General features: G+C 68.2%; 15 protein-coding genes. 1 reads left to right on the top strand and 14 read right to left on the bottom strand.

The genetic code is table 11. From position 1 onward, the window contains the following. Positions 1–105: 105 nt before the first annotated feature. The 3 genes from SOM10_RS07335 to SOM10_RS07325 all read right to left on the bottom strand — a co-directional run bounded on the left by SOM10_RS07335 (position 106) and on the right by SOM10_RS07325 (position 2936). Positions 106–915 carry an alpha/beta fold hydrolase gene (locus SOM10_RS07335; protein WP_072592122.1) on the bottom strand — a complete coding sequence of 270 codons (810 nt, stop codon included), beginning with the start codon at positions 913–915 and terminating at the stop codon, positions 106–108. Positions 916–998: 83 nt separating this feature from the next. Beyond that, positions 999–2450: a catalase gene (locus tag SOM10_RS07330; protein ID WP_053098174.1), complete on the bottom strand. Its 1452-nt coding sequence runs from the start codon at positions 2448–2450 to the stop codon at positions 999–1001. A 63-nt stretch (positions 2451–2513) separates the two neighbouring features. Further along, positions 2514–2936 carry a Fur family transcriptional regulator gene (locus tag SOM10_RS07325; protein WP_053098173.1) on the bottom strand — a complete coding sequence of 141 codons (423 nt, stop codon included), beginning with the start codon at positions 2934–2936 and terminating at the stop codon, positions 2514–2516. Positions 2937–3030: 94 nt separating this feature from the next. Here SOM10_RS07325 and SOM10_RS07320 point away from each other — a divergent pair, with 94 nt between their 5' ends. Continuing rightward, positions 3031–3561 carry a hypothetical protein gene (locus SOM10_RS07320; RefSeq protein WP_320489226.1) on the top strand — a complete coding sequence of 177 codons (531 nt, stop codon included), beginning with the start codon at positions 3031–3033 and terminating at the stop codon, positions 3559–3561. Positions 3562–3591: 30 nt separating this feature from the next. On the opposite strand, the gene SOM10_RS07315 is transcribed toward SOM10_RS07320, so the two are convergent. The 11 genes from SOM10_RS07315 to cycA form a co-directional block, all read right to left on the bottom strand. After that, on the bottom strand, positions 3592–4257 hold the full coding sequence (locus SOM10_RS07315) for a histidine phosphatase family protein (protein WP_320489224.1): 666 nt from the start codon (positions 4255–4257) through the stop codon (positions 3592–3594). A gap of 47 nt (positions 4258–4304) precedes the next feature. Then, complete coding sequence (locus SOM10_RS07310; protein WP_320489222.1) at positions 4305–6344, bottom strand: hypothetical protein; 2040 nt, start codon at positions 6342–6344, stop codon at positions 4305–4307. A 4-nt stretch (positions 6345–6348) separates the two neighbouring features. After that, a complete protein-coding gene (locus SOM10_RS07305; protein ID WP_053098170.1) occupies positions 6349–7332 on the bottom strand; it encodes a glycoside hydrolase family 130 protein in 984 nt (327 codons plus the stop codon). A 15-nt stretch (positions 7333–7347) separates the two neighbouring features. Continuing rightward, positions 7348–8187 (bottom strand): carbohydrate ABC transporter permease, encoded by an 840-nt coding sequence (locus tag SOM10_RS07300; RefSeq protein ID WP_053098169.1) that lies wholly within the window; start codon positions 8185–8187, stop codon positions 7348–7350. A gap of 2 nt (positions 8188–8189) precedes the next feature. Beyond that, positions 8190–9155 carry a sugar ABC transporter permease gene (locus SOM10_RS07295; protein WP_320489219.1) on the bottom strand — a complete coding sequence of 322 codons (966 nt, stop codon included), beginning with the start codon at positions 9153–9155 and terminating at the stop codon, positions 8190–8192. 10 nt (positions 9156–9165) lie between these two features. Then, positions 9166–10434, bottom strand: coding sequence for an extracellular solute-binding protein (locus SOM10_RS07290; protein WP_187249194.1), 1269 nt, complete (start codon positions 10432–10434; stop codon positions 9166–9168). A 35-nt stretch (positions 10435–10469) separates the two neighbouring features. After that, complete coding sequence (locus tag SOM10_RS07285) at positions 10470–11462, bottom strand: LacI family DNA-binding transcriptional regulator (protein WP_056275491.1); 993 nt, start codon at positions 11460–11462, stop codon at positions 10470–10472. 151 nt (positions 11463–11613) lie between these two features. Then, positions 11614–12543: a J domain-containing protein gene (locus tag SOM10_RS07280; protein ID WP_053098165.1), complete on the bottom strand. Its 930-nt coding sequence runs from the start codon at positions 12541–12543 to the stop codon at positions 11614–11616. Between the two features lie 51 nt (positions 12544–12594). Next, entirely contained in the window at positions 12595–13248 is a 654-nt protein-coding gene (locus SOM10_RS07275; protein WP_320489216.1) for a YigZ family protein, read from the bottom strand. Between the two features lie 31 nt (positions 13249–13279). Continuing rightward, positions 13280–14266, bottom strand: a complete 987-nt coding sequence (locus tag SOM10_RS07270) for an aldo/keto reductase (protein WP_320489215.1) — start codon at positions 14264–14266, stop codon at positions 13280–13282. Positions 14267–14450: 184 nt separating this feature from the next. Beyond that, positions 14451–15911 (bottom strand): D-serine/D-alanine/glycine transporter, encoded by a 1461-nt coding sequence (gene cycA / locus SOM10_RS07265; protein ID WP_053098162.1) that lies wholly within the window; start codon positions 15909–15911, stop codon positions 14451–14453. Between the last annotated feature and the right edge of the window lie 140 nt (positions 15912–16051).

The raw sequence follows: 16051 nt of genomic DNA, 5'->3' as shown, positions 1-16051 counted from the left end.
CGGCAGTGAAGGAGATCTCGCGGATCGAAGGAGCGGATGCTGAGAAGCATCCTTCGTTGCCTGAGATCTCCTCCGCTACGAGTGGGCAGGCGTGGCGCCCCGCGGTCAGCTCTCCGACAGGAAAGCGAGCGCGGCTTCCTTGAAAGCGCGCGATCCCGGTGCGTTGAAGTGGTTGCGATCGGGGATCTCGAAGAACTGTCCCTGCGGGGCAGCTGACGCCAGGGCGCGAGAGCCCTCGATGATGGCATCCTTCGACCCCGTCGCGAACAGGATCGGGCTCGCCGGCGCGTTCGACGGGTCGGGATCGATCGTCCGAGACGACCGCATCCCCTCGGCCAGCGCCACGAGTGCGCCGAGGTCGTTGCCGGGCACGCGCTCGGTCAGCGCGATGTAGTTCTGCGTCGTCGGATCCGCGACGGGCGTCCCGTCGGCGAGATACGCGCGCACCTGGTCGAGATCGAGCCGCGCGAGAGGGATGCCGTCCGGCACCCCTCCGAGCACGGCGCGGCCGATCCGGTGGGGCAGATCGCGCACGACCTCCCAGCCGACCCGGGCCCCGAGCGAGTATCCGACGTAGACGGCCTCGTCGACGAGATACATGTCCATGACCGTCTCGACGTCGGTCGCGAGAGTGCGGATGCCGTAGGCGTCGGCCTGGTGCGGCTTCTCGCTGAGCCCATGGCCCCGCTGATCGAGCGCGAGCACCCGATACCCCGCCTTCGTGAGCTCGCGCACCCACCCCGTGAGCACCCAGGTGTCGCGGGCGCTCGACGCGAACCCGTGCACGATCACCGCCACGGGAGCATCCACATCACCCCAGGTGTATGTCGCGAGGCGAGTGCCATCGGCGGCGTGCACCTGCTGGGGTTCGGGCATCTGGGTCAGGTCGGAGAGAGGAACAGCCACGGCATCCATTGTGCTCCCCCTGCGATGCCCGGAGACGCCGAGACCCACCGGCCCCGAAGGGACGGTGGGTCTCGGTCCTCAGTGGAGGCGGCTCAGAAGCGAGCGCGCAGAGCGTCGCCCAGCGAGGCGTCGACGTTCGTCCAGTACTGGAAGAACCGCTCGCGGATCGCGTCGATCGTGATGCCCTGTCCCTGGCCGGTCAGCGTGTCGAGGAAGCGCGCGCGCTGCTCGTCGTCGAAGACCGTGCGGTAGAGCGTGCCCGCCTGACCGAAGTCGTCGTCGTCGAGGTGCAGGGTCGCGGCGGCGCGGATCAGCTCGCCGTCCGACTCCCAGCTCGCCTCGACACCGGCAGCGGGGTCAGCCGTGGGTCCGCCGGCGGGGCCGTAGGAGTTCGGCGTGTAGACGCGGTGCTCGGCCGGGTTGAACTTGTACTGCATCTGGCCTTCGTGCATGTAGTTGCGCACCTCGGCCGCGTGCGGCTGGTTGACCGGCAGCTGGTTGTAGTTCGCACCGATGCGGTAGCGCTGAGCATCCGAGTATGCGAACACGCGAGCCATGAGCATCTTGTCGGGCGAGATGCCCGTGCCGGGAACCTGGTTGCCGGGCGAGAAGGCGGCCTGCTCGATCTCGGCGAAGAAGTTCTGCGGGTTGCGGTCGAGCGTGAACGTGCCGACCTTGATGCGCGGGTAGTCCTTCTTCGACCAGGTCTTCGTCAGGTCGAACGGGTTGAAGCGGTAGGTTTTGCCCTCTTCGTAGGGCATGACCTGCACGTAGACGTCCCACGAGGGGGCGTCGCCGCGAGCGATCGCGTCGAACAGGTCGCGACGGTAGTAGTCGGCATCCGATCCGGCGAGCTTCTCGGCCTCTTCGGCGCTCATCGCCTCGACGCCCTGCTTCGACAGGAAGTGGTACTGCACCCAGAAGCGCTCGCCGGCGGCGTTGACCCACTGGTAGGTGTGCGATCCGTAGCCGTTCATGTGGCGCCAGCTGCGCGGCAGGCCGCGGTCGCCCATGAGGTAGGTGACCTGGTGGGCGGACTCGGGGGAGAGGGTCCAGAAGTCCCACTGCATGTCGGCGTCGCGCAGACCCGAGTCGCCGAGACGCTTCTGCGAGTGGATGAAGTCGGGGAACTTCATGGCGTCGCGCAGGAAGAAGGTCGGGGTGTTGTTGCCCACGATGTCGAGGTTGCCCTCGGGCGTGTAGAAACGCAGCGCGAAACCGCGCACGTCGCGCCAGGTGTCGGGCGAACCCTGCTCGCCGGCGACCGACGAGAAACGCAGCAGCGTCTCGCTCTGAGCGCCCGGCTGGAAGGCCGCGGCACGGGTGTAGGCCGACACGTCCTCGGTGACGGTGAACGTTCCGAAGGCTCCGCCGCCCTTGGCATGGGGGTTGCGCTCCGGCACGCGCTCGCGGTTGAACGACGCGAGCTTCTCGACGAGGTAGCGATCGTGCAGAACGGTGGGGCCGTCAGCTCCGACGGTGAGCGAGTGCGCGTCGCTCGCGACGGGTGTGCCCGTCTGGGTGGTGGTCGATGGATCGGTCATGTTCTTCTCCTTCTGCACGCAGACACGACGATCATCCCGGGTGCCCGGGATCGGCGTCGGATGCTACTGCGCGGCGTTCTGGCAACTGGGGCACAGGCCCCAGAAGGTCACTTCGGCTGTCTGGACGGTGAATCCCCCCGCCGAAGACGGGGTGAGGCACGGCGCTTCGCCGACGACGCAGTCCACATCGCCGATCGCACCGCACTGGGTGCACACGATGTGGTGATGGTTGTCGTCGATGCGCCGCTCGTAGAGCGCCGCGGAGCCTGCCGGTTCGATCCGGCGGATGAGGCCCGCCGTCGTCAGGTCCGCGAGGATGTTGTGCACCGACTGGATCGACGTCGTCGGAAGCACGTCGGACACGGTGCGGAAGATCCGCTCCGCATCCGTGTGGGCCATGGATTCCAGTGCCTCGAGCACGGCGACGCGGCCCGCGGTCGCACGCAGCCCGGCACCGCGAAGTGCCGAGTCGAGTTCTGTCTCCATGGCCCCGACTCTACCGTTTATTTTGAGTAACTCAAAAGAATGGCGTGTCGGGCGCGGCGGTTGCATCATCCTGGCTCATCCGTAGCGTGGAGGCATGTTCAGGAAAAGAGCGGCGACGATCGGACTGGTCCTGATGGCGGGCATCGCGCTCGCCGGATGCACGGGAGAGCCGTCGGGGTCGGCGACCGGATCGACGTCTCCCTCGCCATCTCCGAGCGGCTCCGCGTCGACGGCGACTCAGGATGCCGACTCCGACGAGGCGCAGCTTCCGCTGCCCGTGGACGAGATCCCCGAGTGGGCGCAGACGGCGGTACCGGGGTCGGACTCGCCCGGATACGTCTTCGGCTTCTCCGGATGGATGAGCGAGAACAGCTCGGCCAACGACGTCACCAGCTTCACATCGCTCGAACCGGGGACCTATCAGGCGCAGTTCGCATGCCGAGGCGAGGGGACGATCGTGCTCACCGTCAGTGAACTCGATGAGGGATCGCCGTCGGAGCCGATCGCGTGCACGAACGAGACGATCGCGTTCGACGTCACGAATGCCCGGACCGGGGTGAGGTTCGAGCTCGCTCTCGACGGCGCTCCCACGATCAATGCGATCTCGCTCGTCACCGTGCCGTGAGTTTCCAGTGCTCTCGTTCCGCTGCGGGGGTCAGGACTCCGACGGTGCGAGGGGCAACTCGAGGCCGTAGTTCCACGTCAGGATCGCCGGCTGCTCGCGATAGAAGCTCAGCACCGACACCGATCCGGCATCCAGCGTGATCTGCGCGCCGAAGCGCGGAGCGAGGCGCAGGTAGACGGCGGTGAGGATGCGGAGGAAGTGGCCGTGCGCGACGAGTGCCACATCGCCCTCGGTCAGCGCCGGCAGCACCCGTGTGAGCACACGGGACGCGCGGGCGGCGACCTCCTCCACGGTCTCGCCCGGCGTCGCGCCCCGGATCACACCGTGGGTGAAGGCGCTCCAGTCGTAGCCGAGCTCCTCGCGGATGTCCTTCGTCGTGCGACCCTCGTATCCGCCGTAGTCCCACTCGACGAGCAGCGGATCGACCTCGGCGTGAAGCCCCGCGAGCTCGGCCGTGCGCCGAGAGCGCTCGAGGGGTGACGACAGGACGAGCGAGAAGTCGTAGTCGGCGACCAGCCTCCCGGCAGCGCGAGCGAGGTCTTCACCCCGCGCTGTGAGCGGGATGTCGGTGAGGCCGGTGTGGCGGCCGGCCCTCGACCACTCCGTCTCGCCGTGGCGCAGGAGGACGAGCTTTCCCGAGGGATTGTCGGGGGCGGGGCGATCGGGCAGCGAGTCGTACTCGGGAAGCGCAGGCACACCGCAACCGTAGTCCGCACGCGTGCCGACGGCACAGCCCCGCGCCCTCACCGCGTGATGGTGAAACCTCCGCCGCGCACGCGAACCCTGCCGCCCTGCACAGCCTGGCCACGCTGCGACCCGTCGGCGTCGTAGGCTCGGCCCGATCCCGCAGCGAGGGGCGAGACCCGCTGATCGCGCCGAGCGCCGTTCGCGTACAGCACCGCGGAACCGGATGCCATGGCATACACGGCCGTGGACACCGCCGGCTGGATGACGAGAGCGTCGAGACGCAGATCGCCGGTGCTCGTGCACCGGACGGTCACCGCATCGGCGGGAAGATCGCCACCGAGCAGCTGAGGAACGAGCATGCCGTCGGCCTCCGTGAGACCGCGATCGCCCGTTCCTCCCGCAGGGGTTCGCGTGCTCCAGAGCCGCCTGCCACCGCGGAACACCTCCCACACCGCCTCTCCGGCATCCGCCTTCTGTCTCCAGACGAGACCGTGCAGGATGCCGCAGGCCTCCGTCACATCGAACTCGACCGACTCGCCCGCGGGAACCCGCACATACGCGGCTCCCGAGAGGTTGCTCTCGCCGATCCACGCGCCGCCCTCTGGCCGCACGACCTCGCAGCCCGCCGAGAGCCGAGCGCCCTCGGCATCGATCACCCGAAGTCCCGAGAACGAGGACAGGCCGGTGATCGATGTCGCGATGCGTGCGATGTCGCGGTTCGCGTCGAGCAGCAGCATCGTGAGCAGCCCGTGGATCGTGGACTCAGCCCCCGAGTTGCGATTCACGCGCCCGTCGGTCTCCACGCCGTCGAACGTCACGCCGGTGGCCGGGTCGTACACCGGGACGCCTGCGGTGTTCGCCCCGAAGAACCAGCTGGCAGTCAGCCCGGCGAGCACGCGCAGACCTTCTCCGCCGACGGACGCCGCCTGCACGGCGCCCGCGACGCGGCCGTGTGCGCCGTACGCGATCTGCGCCTCCGCGGGCAGTGGCGCCCAGGCGTTGTGCGGTCCGCCCGAGGCGAGCACCTGCGGGGTGAACGTCCCCGCGTCCGCCACAGCCGTGGCGGTCCACTCTCGGCGGCGCAGCAGCGCACCCGCGCGAGCCAGTGCCTCCGGTGCGGCAGCGCCCCAGGCATGCCAGAAACCGAGAGACCCGGTCCACGGCAGAACGGCGCCGAACGGCCATCCCTTCGCCGGGTCGGTGGCCATCGCGGCCACCCCTTCTCCGTAGGTCTGCAGAGCCTGACGGCTGCGCGCATCTCCGGCCTCGGTCGCCGCAGCGAGCCCGAGCATGGCCTCGGCCGTCGCATCCGCGCCGCCGGCGATCAGCCAGGCGGGCAGATCCCGTCCGTCGCTGCGCACCCAGTGACCGGCACGCGACAGAGACTCGCGACCGAGCGCGTCGAGAGCGAGATGCAGCCGTGCGAGCAGGAATGCCGCGAACTCGGAATCCTCCCGCCGGAACGCCGCATAGCCCTCGCCGAATGCCCAGACCGAACGAGCGAGCCAGTAGGACTCGGCGGAGTCCGACGGGTCGGGCAGTTCGACGGGGATCGCACTGGGGTTCAGGGTGCCGTCCTCCTGCTGCCACAGCACCACCCGGCCGGCATTCGGCCCGCTCGTCGTCTGCAGGAACGCCAGCGACCTCAGCACATCGCGTGCCTCGTCGCGGGCCTGCGCGTCGCCGGTCGCCTTCCACGCGCGCAGGAACACGATCGCCGCTCGCGCGATGTCATCCGCGTTGTAGGCGCCCTGCGTCCAGTACCCGGTCACGGCGTCGCGAGTGCCGCCACCCACCGGACGGAATCCGCCCGCACCGTCGGTGTCGGCATAGGTCCACGGTGCGAGCACGCGGGGTGAGGCGTCGATGCCGAACGTGGTGTGCGTGGTACTCGCCACCACGGGAACCTCGGCGAGCAGGAAGCGCAGGTGTGCGAGGTTCGTGAGCCGCGCGCCTCCACCCGCGCCGATCGGTCGAGATCCGAGCGGCGGTGCGGCGGGCGTCGAGGCGTGCGCTCCGGCAGGGTCGAGCGGAAGCAGCGCGAGTGCAGAGGTCGCGGCTGCGGCGGTCAGGAACGTGCGTCGGGAGATGGACATGCTCTCATTCCTCGTTCGTGTCTCTCAGCGCCCGGCCCCACGGCTGCGCGGGATCGTGGATGGCGACGGCCAGCGTCGTGTCGGACTGCCCGTAGTAGGCGAACCACTTGCCTCGGAACTTCACGAGTCCTTCGACGAACGTGACGTTCGACACCAGGCCGTTCATGTCCTCGAATGTCTGCGGCCTCAGCCATGGCTCCTGCAGGCGGGCGATCACCTTCGTCGGCTCGTCGGGGTCGATCGCGATCTGCCCGCAGCGGTAGTCGACGTCGACCGATCCGTCGTCATGCACGACCCTCGTCGCGCCGTTCGTGAGGAACACCAGCAGTCCGTTGTCGGCGAGCACGGGCGAGGTGCCGATCTCGACGAGCGCTTCGTCCCAGGTGCCCGGGGTCGGCGAGTACATCGGATCGGTGTCGGCCGTGCCCGGCGTCCAGTGGATGAGGTCGTCGCTGGTCGCCCAGTAGATCGCCCCCTCGCCGAAGTACATCCACCATTTGCCGTGCATCTTCTGCGGCACGATCACGCCGGCCTTCGACCAGTTGAACCCACGCGGATCCATGGTCTTGAACGTGTCGAAGTCGTCGAACAGCGGGCCGTGCTTGGTCCAGGTGCGCAGGTCGGTCGAGGTGGCGAGGCAGAGCTGGGCGCTGCGTCGGTCCCATCCCGTGTAGGTCAGATAGTAGGTGCCGTCGATCAGCGCGATGCGCGGGTCCTCGCATCCGAAGCGCTCGTAGTCCTCTGAGGGGGAGAGGATCGGCGCGTCCTCGCGGGTGAAGTTCACGCCGTCGCTCGATCGCGCGATGCCGATGTGCGAGACGATGTCGTCGGCGTGCGCCCGATAGAGCAGCACGACCTCGTCGCCGTCGACGATCGCGGCCGGGTTGTAGAGATTGGCCGACTCCCAGCTGTCGCCTTTCGGTCGAAGGATGGGATTGGCCTCGTAGGGGACGAAGGGGCCCAGGGGGAAGGTTGCTCCGGTGAACATGGGGTGCCTTTCTGGCTAGCCTTTGACGGCGGCGCCGAGGTCGGTGGCTCGGAAGAACCGCTGGAAGACGATGAACAGGATGACGACGGGGAACGCGAGCGCCGTGGCGCCGGCGAGGATGGCCCCGTTGGGATTCGCCGTCGACTGCGCGACGTTGGAGATGTAGTTGGCGAGCGATACGGCGAGCGGCTGCAGCGACGCGTCCTTCGTGATGAGGAACGGCCAGAGGAACTCGTTCCAGGGGCCGATGAACGTGACGAGCACCACCGTGACGAGTACCGGCTTGATCAGCGGGATCGCGACGGACGTCAGCAGCCGGATCTCGCCGGCTCCGTCGATGCGCGCCGCCTCGAAGATCTCGACGGGCAGCGCTTTGAAGAACTGCACGAAGATGAACACCGCGGTCGTGTTGATGAGGAACGGCAGGATCATGCCCATGTATGAATCGCCGAGCCCGTAGTTGCGGGTGATCTGCACGTAGAGCGGGATCATCAGCAGCTGGAACGGCACCATCTGCACGAGCAGCATCAGCACCCAGATGACGCCACGGCCGCGGAAGTCGAGCCTCGCGATCGCATATCCGGCGAGCAGCCCGAACACCACGGTGCCCAGCAGCACACCCGCCGTGAAGATCAGCGAGTTGAGCAGGGAGCCCGCGAGGTCGATGCGGGAGTCGATCGCGAGGAAGTTGTCGACCGTCCACCCGCTCGTCGGGAAGAGCTCGCTGGGCGAGTTCGTCGGATTCTCCTGGAAGGCCCCGACCAGCATGAAGTAGAACGGGAAGGCGAAGCCGATGGCCGCGACCGTGAGCAGGATCAGGCTCAGGATGCGGGGCAGCGAACGCGTGCGTCTCATGGTCATCGCTCCCTGGTCGCGCGGTTGGCGGCGAGTGACAGCATCCCGACCAGGATCACGAGGATCATGCCGATCGCTGCCGCGGTGTCGGGGTTCTGCTGCTGGATGCCCAGCTGGTAGATCAGCAGCACGGGGGTCGACGAGGCGCCGTCGGGGCCACCGCCGTTGGTCAACAGGTAGGGCTCGGTGAAGAGGTTGGCTCCGGTGATGATCGACAGGATCAGCACGAGCGTGGTGGCGCTACGGACGCCGGGTACCGTGACGTTCCAGAATCGGGAGAATGCTCCCGCGCCGTCGGTCTCGGCCGATTCGTAGAGCTCCTTCGGCACGTTCTGCAGCGCCGCGAGATACAGCAGGATGTAAAAGCCCAGCTGCTTCCACGTGACGTAGAGCGCGATCATCGGCATCGCCAGCCCGCTGTTCACGAGCCACGACGGATCGGGGGCGAGCGGGCCGAGGATCGTGTTGATCAGACCGTTGCCCGAGAAGAGCAGCATCCACACGCCGACGAGCGAGACACTGGCCGTCAGATACGGCACGTAGAACGCCACGCGGTAGGCGGCGACCCAGCGGATGCCGGTGTTCAGCGCCGCAGCCAGCACGAGCGAGAGCACGGCGGTGAGCGGCACGTTGATGACGAGGAAGATCAGGGTGTTGCGGAACGAACCGAGCACTCTCGGGTCGGTGAGCACGGTCACGAAGTTGTCGAAGCCCACGAACGGTCGCTCGACCTCGACGTTGGGGGCGGTGAAGAAGTAGTCGTGGAAGGCGATGTAGACCGCGAATCCCAGCGGGAACGCGAAGATCGCCAGCACGAAGACCAGGTACGGCAGCGCGAACAGGCCGCCGATCGGCTGCGCACCCAGCAGTCGGGTGCGCAACCGCGCCCTCGGTGGCCGGCCCGCGGACGGGGCCGGGGGTGCAGTGCCCCCGGCCACGTCCGCGACGGCGTCGTCTCGGAGCGTCATCGCAGACTCATCACTCGGCGACGAGGTCGTCGATCTTCGTCGTGGCATTCTTCAGGAAGTCGTCGATCGACTCCTTGCCGAAGATCACGGCGGCGGAGTACTCGTCGCGGAACGCCTGCCAGGCCTCCACGGAGTTCGGGATGCTGGGCACGTCGGCCGTCGCCTCGGCCTGCTCGGCGAACGCGACGTAGTTCGGGTTCGCATCGAAGTAGTCGGCGTAGGTCTCCGTGAGGTCGGTGCGCATCGGCATCTGACCGGTGGCCTCGAGCAGCTGTCCGTCGCTGTCGACGCTCGTCGAGAACTTCAGGAACTCCCACGCGGTGCCCTGGTTCTCGCACGCGGTGAACATCGAGACGCTCTTCGAGTCGGCGAAGGTCGTCGGGTTCTCGCGGCCGTCGCTGGTCGGGACCGGCATGAACCCGACGTCGACGGTCTCGGCGTACGAGGGGATCGCCCACGGACCGGCGAGCTGCATGGCGGTGGTGCCGGCGGACATCGCATCGTCGGTCGACGCCTCGTTCGGCGAGAGCTTCTCGTCATAGAACGTCTTCCAGAACTCGGCGACCTCGCGGCCGGCATCCGAGTCGACCGTCGCCTTGCCGTCTTCGACGAGCATGGTGCCGTCGGTCTCGGCGAGGTAGAGCGGGTAGAAGTCGAACCAGGGCTGGTAGAACTCGCTCGTCGGAGCCGGCCAGATGGCGCTTTGCACACCGGAGGCGACGATCGCCTTGGACCCCTCGATGAACGCGTCGTACGTGTTCATCTGCGGGTCCTCGGGATCGATGCCCGCGGCTTGGAACAGCGCCTTGTTGTACATGACCATGACGGGGTTCGACTTCCAGGGCAGCTGGTAGAAGCTGCCGTCGGTCGCGTACGAGTCGACCTCTCCTCCGCGCTCGGTGATGTAGTCGCTGCCGCCCTCCATGGTGCTGAGGTCGACGAGTCCGCCCTGCTTGACCCAGCCCGAGACGGCGGCCGGGGCCACGTTGTAGACGAGGCAGGGTGCGGTGCCGGCGGTGATCGCGGCGGTGATGGCCTCTTCCGACGACGAGCCCGCGGGGATCTCCTGGGCGTTGACCTTCTCGTCGGGGTGCTCGGCGTTCCAGGCGTCGACGACGGCGGTGCCCCAGGCGACCTCCTGCTCGTTGTTCGACAGCCAGATGTCGATGGAGCCGGTGCCGTCGGCCGAGGCGTCGCCGCCCCCACCTCCTGACGAGCATCCGGTGGCGACCAGTGCGACGGCTCCCAAGAGCGCTGCTGCGCGGATCTTCTTCTTCATGTTGTCCTCCTTGACGCGATGGTTCGGGTGATCGTCTAGCGGGTGGTGCTCTCCCGGAAGTGCACGACGTTGCAGTCGACGACCTCGGTGCGCGGTTCGGCGCCGAGGATGTCGGCCTGCAGCAGGCGGGCTGCCGCGCGGCCACGTGCGGCAGGACCCGACGAGACGCTCGTGAGCGCAGGGGAGAGGTGGGCCGAGAGGTGGTCGTCATCGAAGCCGGCGATTGCGAGATCGCGGGGGATGCTGAGTCCGCTCGAGCGGGCGTACGACAACCCGGCGATCGCCATCGTGTCGTTGGAGTAGAGGATCGCGGTCGGTCGCTCGGGAAGCGCGAGCAGCTCGGCGGTGCGCTCACGACCGCTGGATGCCGTGAAGTCGCCCTCGCGCAGCAGTGCGTCTCCGCCCACGGCGTCGATGTAGGCATCCGCCCGCACCCGCGAGTGCACGTAGTCGAGAGGACCGGCCACGTGCGCGATGCGCTCATGCCCCTCGGCGCGCAGGTGGGCGATGATCTCGCGCACCGGGGCGTCGTCATCGGTGCGTACGCACGAGAAGCGGGTCGGCTGCTCGTAGGCGCCGACGAGCACGGCCGGCAGGCCGAGTTCTTCGAGCAGCGGCACGCGCCAGTCGTCGTTCCTAAGATCGAGGAGCAGGGCGCCGTCGGCCCGCCCGTGGCTGAGCGAGCGATAGGCGCGTTCCTCTGCCGCCCGATCGGGAACCACCTGCAGGATCAGGGCGGTCTCGGTCTCGGCCAGCACGGACTCGACGCCGGCGATGAACGCGGGGAAGAACGAGTCGTTCGCGATGACCTCGGGGTCGCGGGCCAGCACGACGGCAAGGGCGTTGGCCTTCTGGGTGGCCAGCGCGCGGGCGCTCTGGCTCGGCACCCAGTTCAGCTTCTCCGCGGCGGCGAGCACTTTCGCCCTGGTGTCGTCGGAGATGGGGCGCTTGCCGCTCATCGCGTGAGAGACGGTGGCCTTGGTGACTCCCGCCTCGCGGGCGACGTCGGCGATCGTCGTGCGGCTCATGCCACCTCCTCGTGGAACATCGGGCTGATCGTCCGCATCTTCGCCAGGCGTCGGTTTAACCGGTTTGACAGGTGCGGGTGCAGCGAGTGTAAACCGGTTTGACGACGCCCGTCAAGAGGGCCGGACGGATGCCGACAGGGCGCGACCAGGGTCAGACGAAGGTGACGGTCTGCTGCAGTCGGGTGCGGACGTCGAACAGTTCGTTGCCGCCGATCGCTCGTGCGCCGGGCACTCCCTGGCGCAGCACCATCGCCAGGGCGCTGCGCCGCACGACCACGACGGGCACCCCGCGACTGCTGCCCAGAGGCGTGACGGCCTGTGCCAGGTCGTCGTCCGGGAGCACCATGATCAGACCGCCGAACTTCACCTTGGCGGCCTTCGCGACGGTGCGCATGCGGCCGAGCGCCGCGGTGACGGGCGCGCGTGTGCCGAGGCTCGGGCCGGTGATCTCGCCGCGGCGGAATCCGACGACGCCGCCGAAGTCCTCCGACATCACGCCGTAGAGACCCGACGGACTGAGCACGACGTGGTCGAGCTTGTCGTCGGGGTCGGCGCCGGTCGCGACGTCGTGCCAGACCGTGAATCCCATTCCGAGGGCGCTCACCGTGCGGGCGGTCGCCTCTTCTGCCAGCGCATCGGCGAGCAGCCGTCGCAGGTCTCGCGGCGCTGATCGCACGAGCGCCGGGTCATAGGGATCGGGAACCTCGACGCCACGGCCGGCCCACTCGCGGATGAGTGAGAGGTAGCGCTCTCGACGCCATCCGCCGGGGTGGCCGTACGACCGCGCCCGGGGACGCGTGTCGGTGCGGGTCGCCGACTGCGGCCGCCAGCCGTTCCACTCCGGTTCGGCGGGGATGCCGGGGTGGGCGCCGGAGCGACGGTCATAGGCGGCGCGGCCCTCGGGCGTGCCGACGAGTTCCCACGCGCGCTGCACCTGGATGAACACGGCCGCGTCCCCTCCGGTATCGGGGTGGGTCTGGCGCAGTCGCAGACGATAGGCGCGCCTCAGCTCGCCGTCGTCGACGGTGGGGTCCACCCCGAGGATCTCGTAGGCGGAAGCCGAGAGCGGGCTGTCGAACATCGCTCTCCTTCCGAGATCGCGTCATCCAGAATATCCGGGCGCTGTTGTGGATCAGCCGGGGACGTCGACGATGCGCTCCACGCCGGTCACCGGCACGACGGAACCGGCGGACGCCGCCGCGATGTCCTCGACGAGACGGTCGACCTCGTCCGCTGGCGCCCACACCTCGAACGTCGCGAGCGCTGCATAGCGGGCGTCGCCGAGCGTCGCTCCGTGGTGCAGCACCCAGTCGCGCAGGAGGTGGTCGTAGCGCCCGGCATCCGCGTGCGAGACGTCGAACATCACCTGCGTGAGCGACTGCCGGTGCACCGGCGACGCGAGGTCGAGGGCCTCCGAGACCGCTGAGGAGTATGCCCGCACGAGGCCGCCGGCGCCGAGCTTGACCCCGCCGAAGTACCGCGTCACCACGGCCACCACATCGGTCAGCTCTCGCCTGCGAAGCACCTCGAGCATCGGCACTCCCGCGGTGCCCGACGGCTCGCCGTCGTCCGACGAACGTGCCTGGTCTCCGAGGAGTCCGGTGACCATCGCGCTGCAGTTGTGCCGGGCATCCCACCACCGCTTCCGCAGCCGTGCGATCACGGCATCCGCCTCGTCGACTGAGGCGACCGGCTCGACAGTCGCGATGAATCGCGACTTCTTGATGACGAGCTCATGCTCCACAGGCGCGGCGATCGTCGCCGGGTAGCTGCGGGGCGGAGTCATCCGCCTCAGACTACCCAGCGCCGGCGCCGGCTCACCGGTCGACGAACGACATCTGCTGCGGGTTGTAGCGGTCGCCCTGCACCCCGACGCGAGCGGCGAGCTGGTCGAGATCGGCGACTTCGTCGGCCGAGAGCGCCACGGCCGCCGCTCCCGCGTTCTCGGCGATGCGCGAGGTGCGGCGGGTGCCGGGGATCGGCACGATCCACGGTTCGCGGGCGAGCAGCCAGGCCAGCGCGATCTGGCCGGACGATGCGTCCTTCCCCTCGGCGAGTGCCGTGACGTGACTCACGAGGGCCTGGTTCGCCGCCCGGTTCTCCTCGCTGAAGCGGGGGATCGTGCCGCGGATGTCTCCGTCTGCGAATGAGGTGGTCTGGTCGACGGTGCCGGTGAGGAACCCCTTGCCCAGAGGGCTGAAGGGTACGAAGCCGATGCCGAGCTCACCGAGGGTCGGCAGAACCTCACGCTCGGGATCGCGCGTCCACAGCGAGTACTCGCTCTGCAGCGCGGTGACCGGCTGCACGGCATGCGCGCGTCGGATGGTGGATGCCGAGGCCTCGGAGAGCCCGAAATGGCGCACCTTGCCTTCGGCGATCAGCTCCGACACCGTGCCCGCGACGTCTTCGATCGGCACGTCCGGGTCGACGCGGTGCTGGTAGAAGAGGTCGATCACGTCGGTGCGCAGGCGCCGCAGCGATGCCTCCGCGACGCGGCGGATCTGCTCGGGGCGGCTGTCGAGCCCGACGCTCTTGCCGTCTTCGATGCGCCACCCGAACTTCGTCGCGATCACGACCTGGTCGCGGATCGGCTCGAGCGCCTCGCCGACGAGCTCTTCGTTGACATAGGGCCCGTACACCTCCGCGGTGTCGAAGAACGTGACGCCGAGGTCGAGAGCCGACCGCAGCACGCCGATCATCTCGTCGCGGCTGCCGGGGTTGGGTCCGTAGCTCTGCGACATCCCCATGCAGCCGAGTCCGACTGCCGAGACCTCGAGGCCCTGTCCGAGTGTGCGAGTGTGCATGTCGAGTCCTTTCGTCAGGGCCGACGCTACGCGCGCGGACGGCCCCGAGGGAGGGCCTGTCGGAACCTCCCATAGGCAGCCGCCGTTCACGATTCAGCACGAACAGTCCCGGACACCGCAGAACCGGCCGTTTCGTCAGGAATCGGCCGGCTCATGCTGAATTGTGAACGCCGAGCCGTCGCGACTACTCCGCCGAGTCGTCACGCAGGTAGGCGATGTGCGCGGCGTGCCGGGTCAGGTGGTTCTGCGACTTCCGCACGAACAGCCACGCGACGAGCAGCAGCACGAACCAGATCGGGGTCACGAGCAGCGCGGTCAGCGTGTCGGGCTGGGTCGTCAACGCCCACAGGATGAACACGAAGAACGCGAGCACGACGTAGACCATGAAGATGCCGCCCGGCATCCGGAACCTCGATGCGGCGACCTTCTCGGGCCGCCGGCGCCGGTAGACGAGGTAGCTGCACAGGAAGATCGTCCAGACGAACATGAAGCACACCGCCGAGACCGTGGTGACCATGTCGAACGCGGTGCCGATGTCCTTGCCGGCGTAGAGCAGCACGACACCCGACAGCAGCAGGATGCACGACAGGAACAGCGCGTTCTGCGGCACGCGGCGCTTCGACAGGCGTCCGAACAGCCGGGGCGCATCGCCGTCCTGTGCGAGCCCGAACACCATGCGCGAGGTCGAGTAGATGCCCGAGTTGGCGCTCGACATGGCCGAGGTCAGCACGACGAGGTTCACGACCGTCGCGGCGATGCCGAGGCCCGCGAGAGCGAACATCGCGATGAAGGGGCTCTCGCCCGCGACGTACTCGGTCCACGGCGTGACGGCCATCAGGATGACGAGGGCGCCGACGTAGAAGAGCAGGATGCGGATCGGGATCGCGTTGATCGCCTTCGGCAGATTCTTCTCGGGGTCCTTCGTCTCGGCCGCGGCGGTGCCGACGAGCTCGACGCCGACGAACGCGAAGACAGCGATCTGGAACCCGGCGACGAAGCCCATGAACCCGTGCGGGAACATGCCGCCGTGATCCCACAGGTTCGCGAAGCTCGCCGTGCCCGCATCGTGCTGGAAGCCGGTGAAGATCATCACGAGACCCGTGATGATGAGCGCCACGATCGCCACGATCTTGATGAGCGCGAACCAGAACTCCATCTCGCCGAAGGCGGCGACGGTGGGCAGGTTCAGCGCGAGCAGGATGACGATCACCAGCACGCCGGGGATCCACAACGGGATGCCGGGGAACAGCGCATCCGTGTAGCCGGCGATCGCGATCACGTCGGCGACTCCGGTGACGACCCAGCAGAACCAGTACGTCCATCCGGTGAAGAACCCCGCCCACGGGCCGAGCAGGTCGCTGGCGAAGTCGCTGAACGACTTGTACTTGAGGTTCGAGAGCAGCAGCTCGCCCATCGCCCGCATGACGAAGAACAGCATGAAGCCGATGATCATGTAGACGAAGATGACCGAGGGGCCCGCGACCGAGATGGTCTTGCCGCTGCCCATGAACAGGCCGGTGCCGATCGCGCCGCCGATCGCGAGCAGCTGGATGTGCCGGTTGCTCAGTGCCCGCTTCAGGTGCTGCTCGTCGCCGTCGGCCGATCCGTCCACCCCGACGGATCCGCCTGTCTTCTCTGTCGTCATCGCTCGAACCTCCGGTGTTCCGTGCCGCGTCCCGCTGCGGCATCCTTCCGACCGTACTTGGCGATCGGGGATGGCATCCAACCGAATCGATTCGATATCCTGGTACGACCCCCGATCATCCCCCAGTTCTGCGAGCCTCT

It is taken from the genome of Microbacterium sp. CFBP9023, assembly GCF_034045055.1.
Taxonomy (GTDB): Bacteria; Actinomycetota; Actinomycetes; order Actinomycetales; family Microbacteriaceae; genus Microbacterium.
This window is presented reverse-complemented; position numbering and strand designations above follow the sequence as displayed.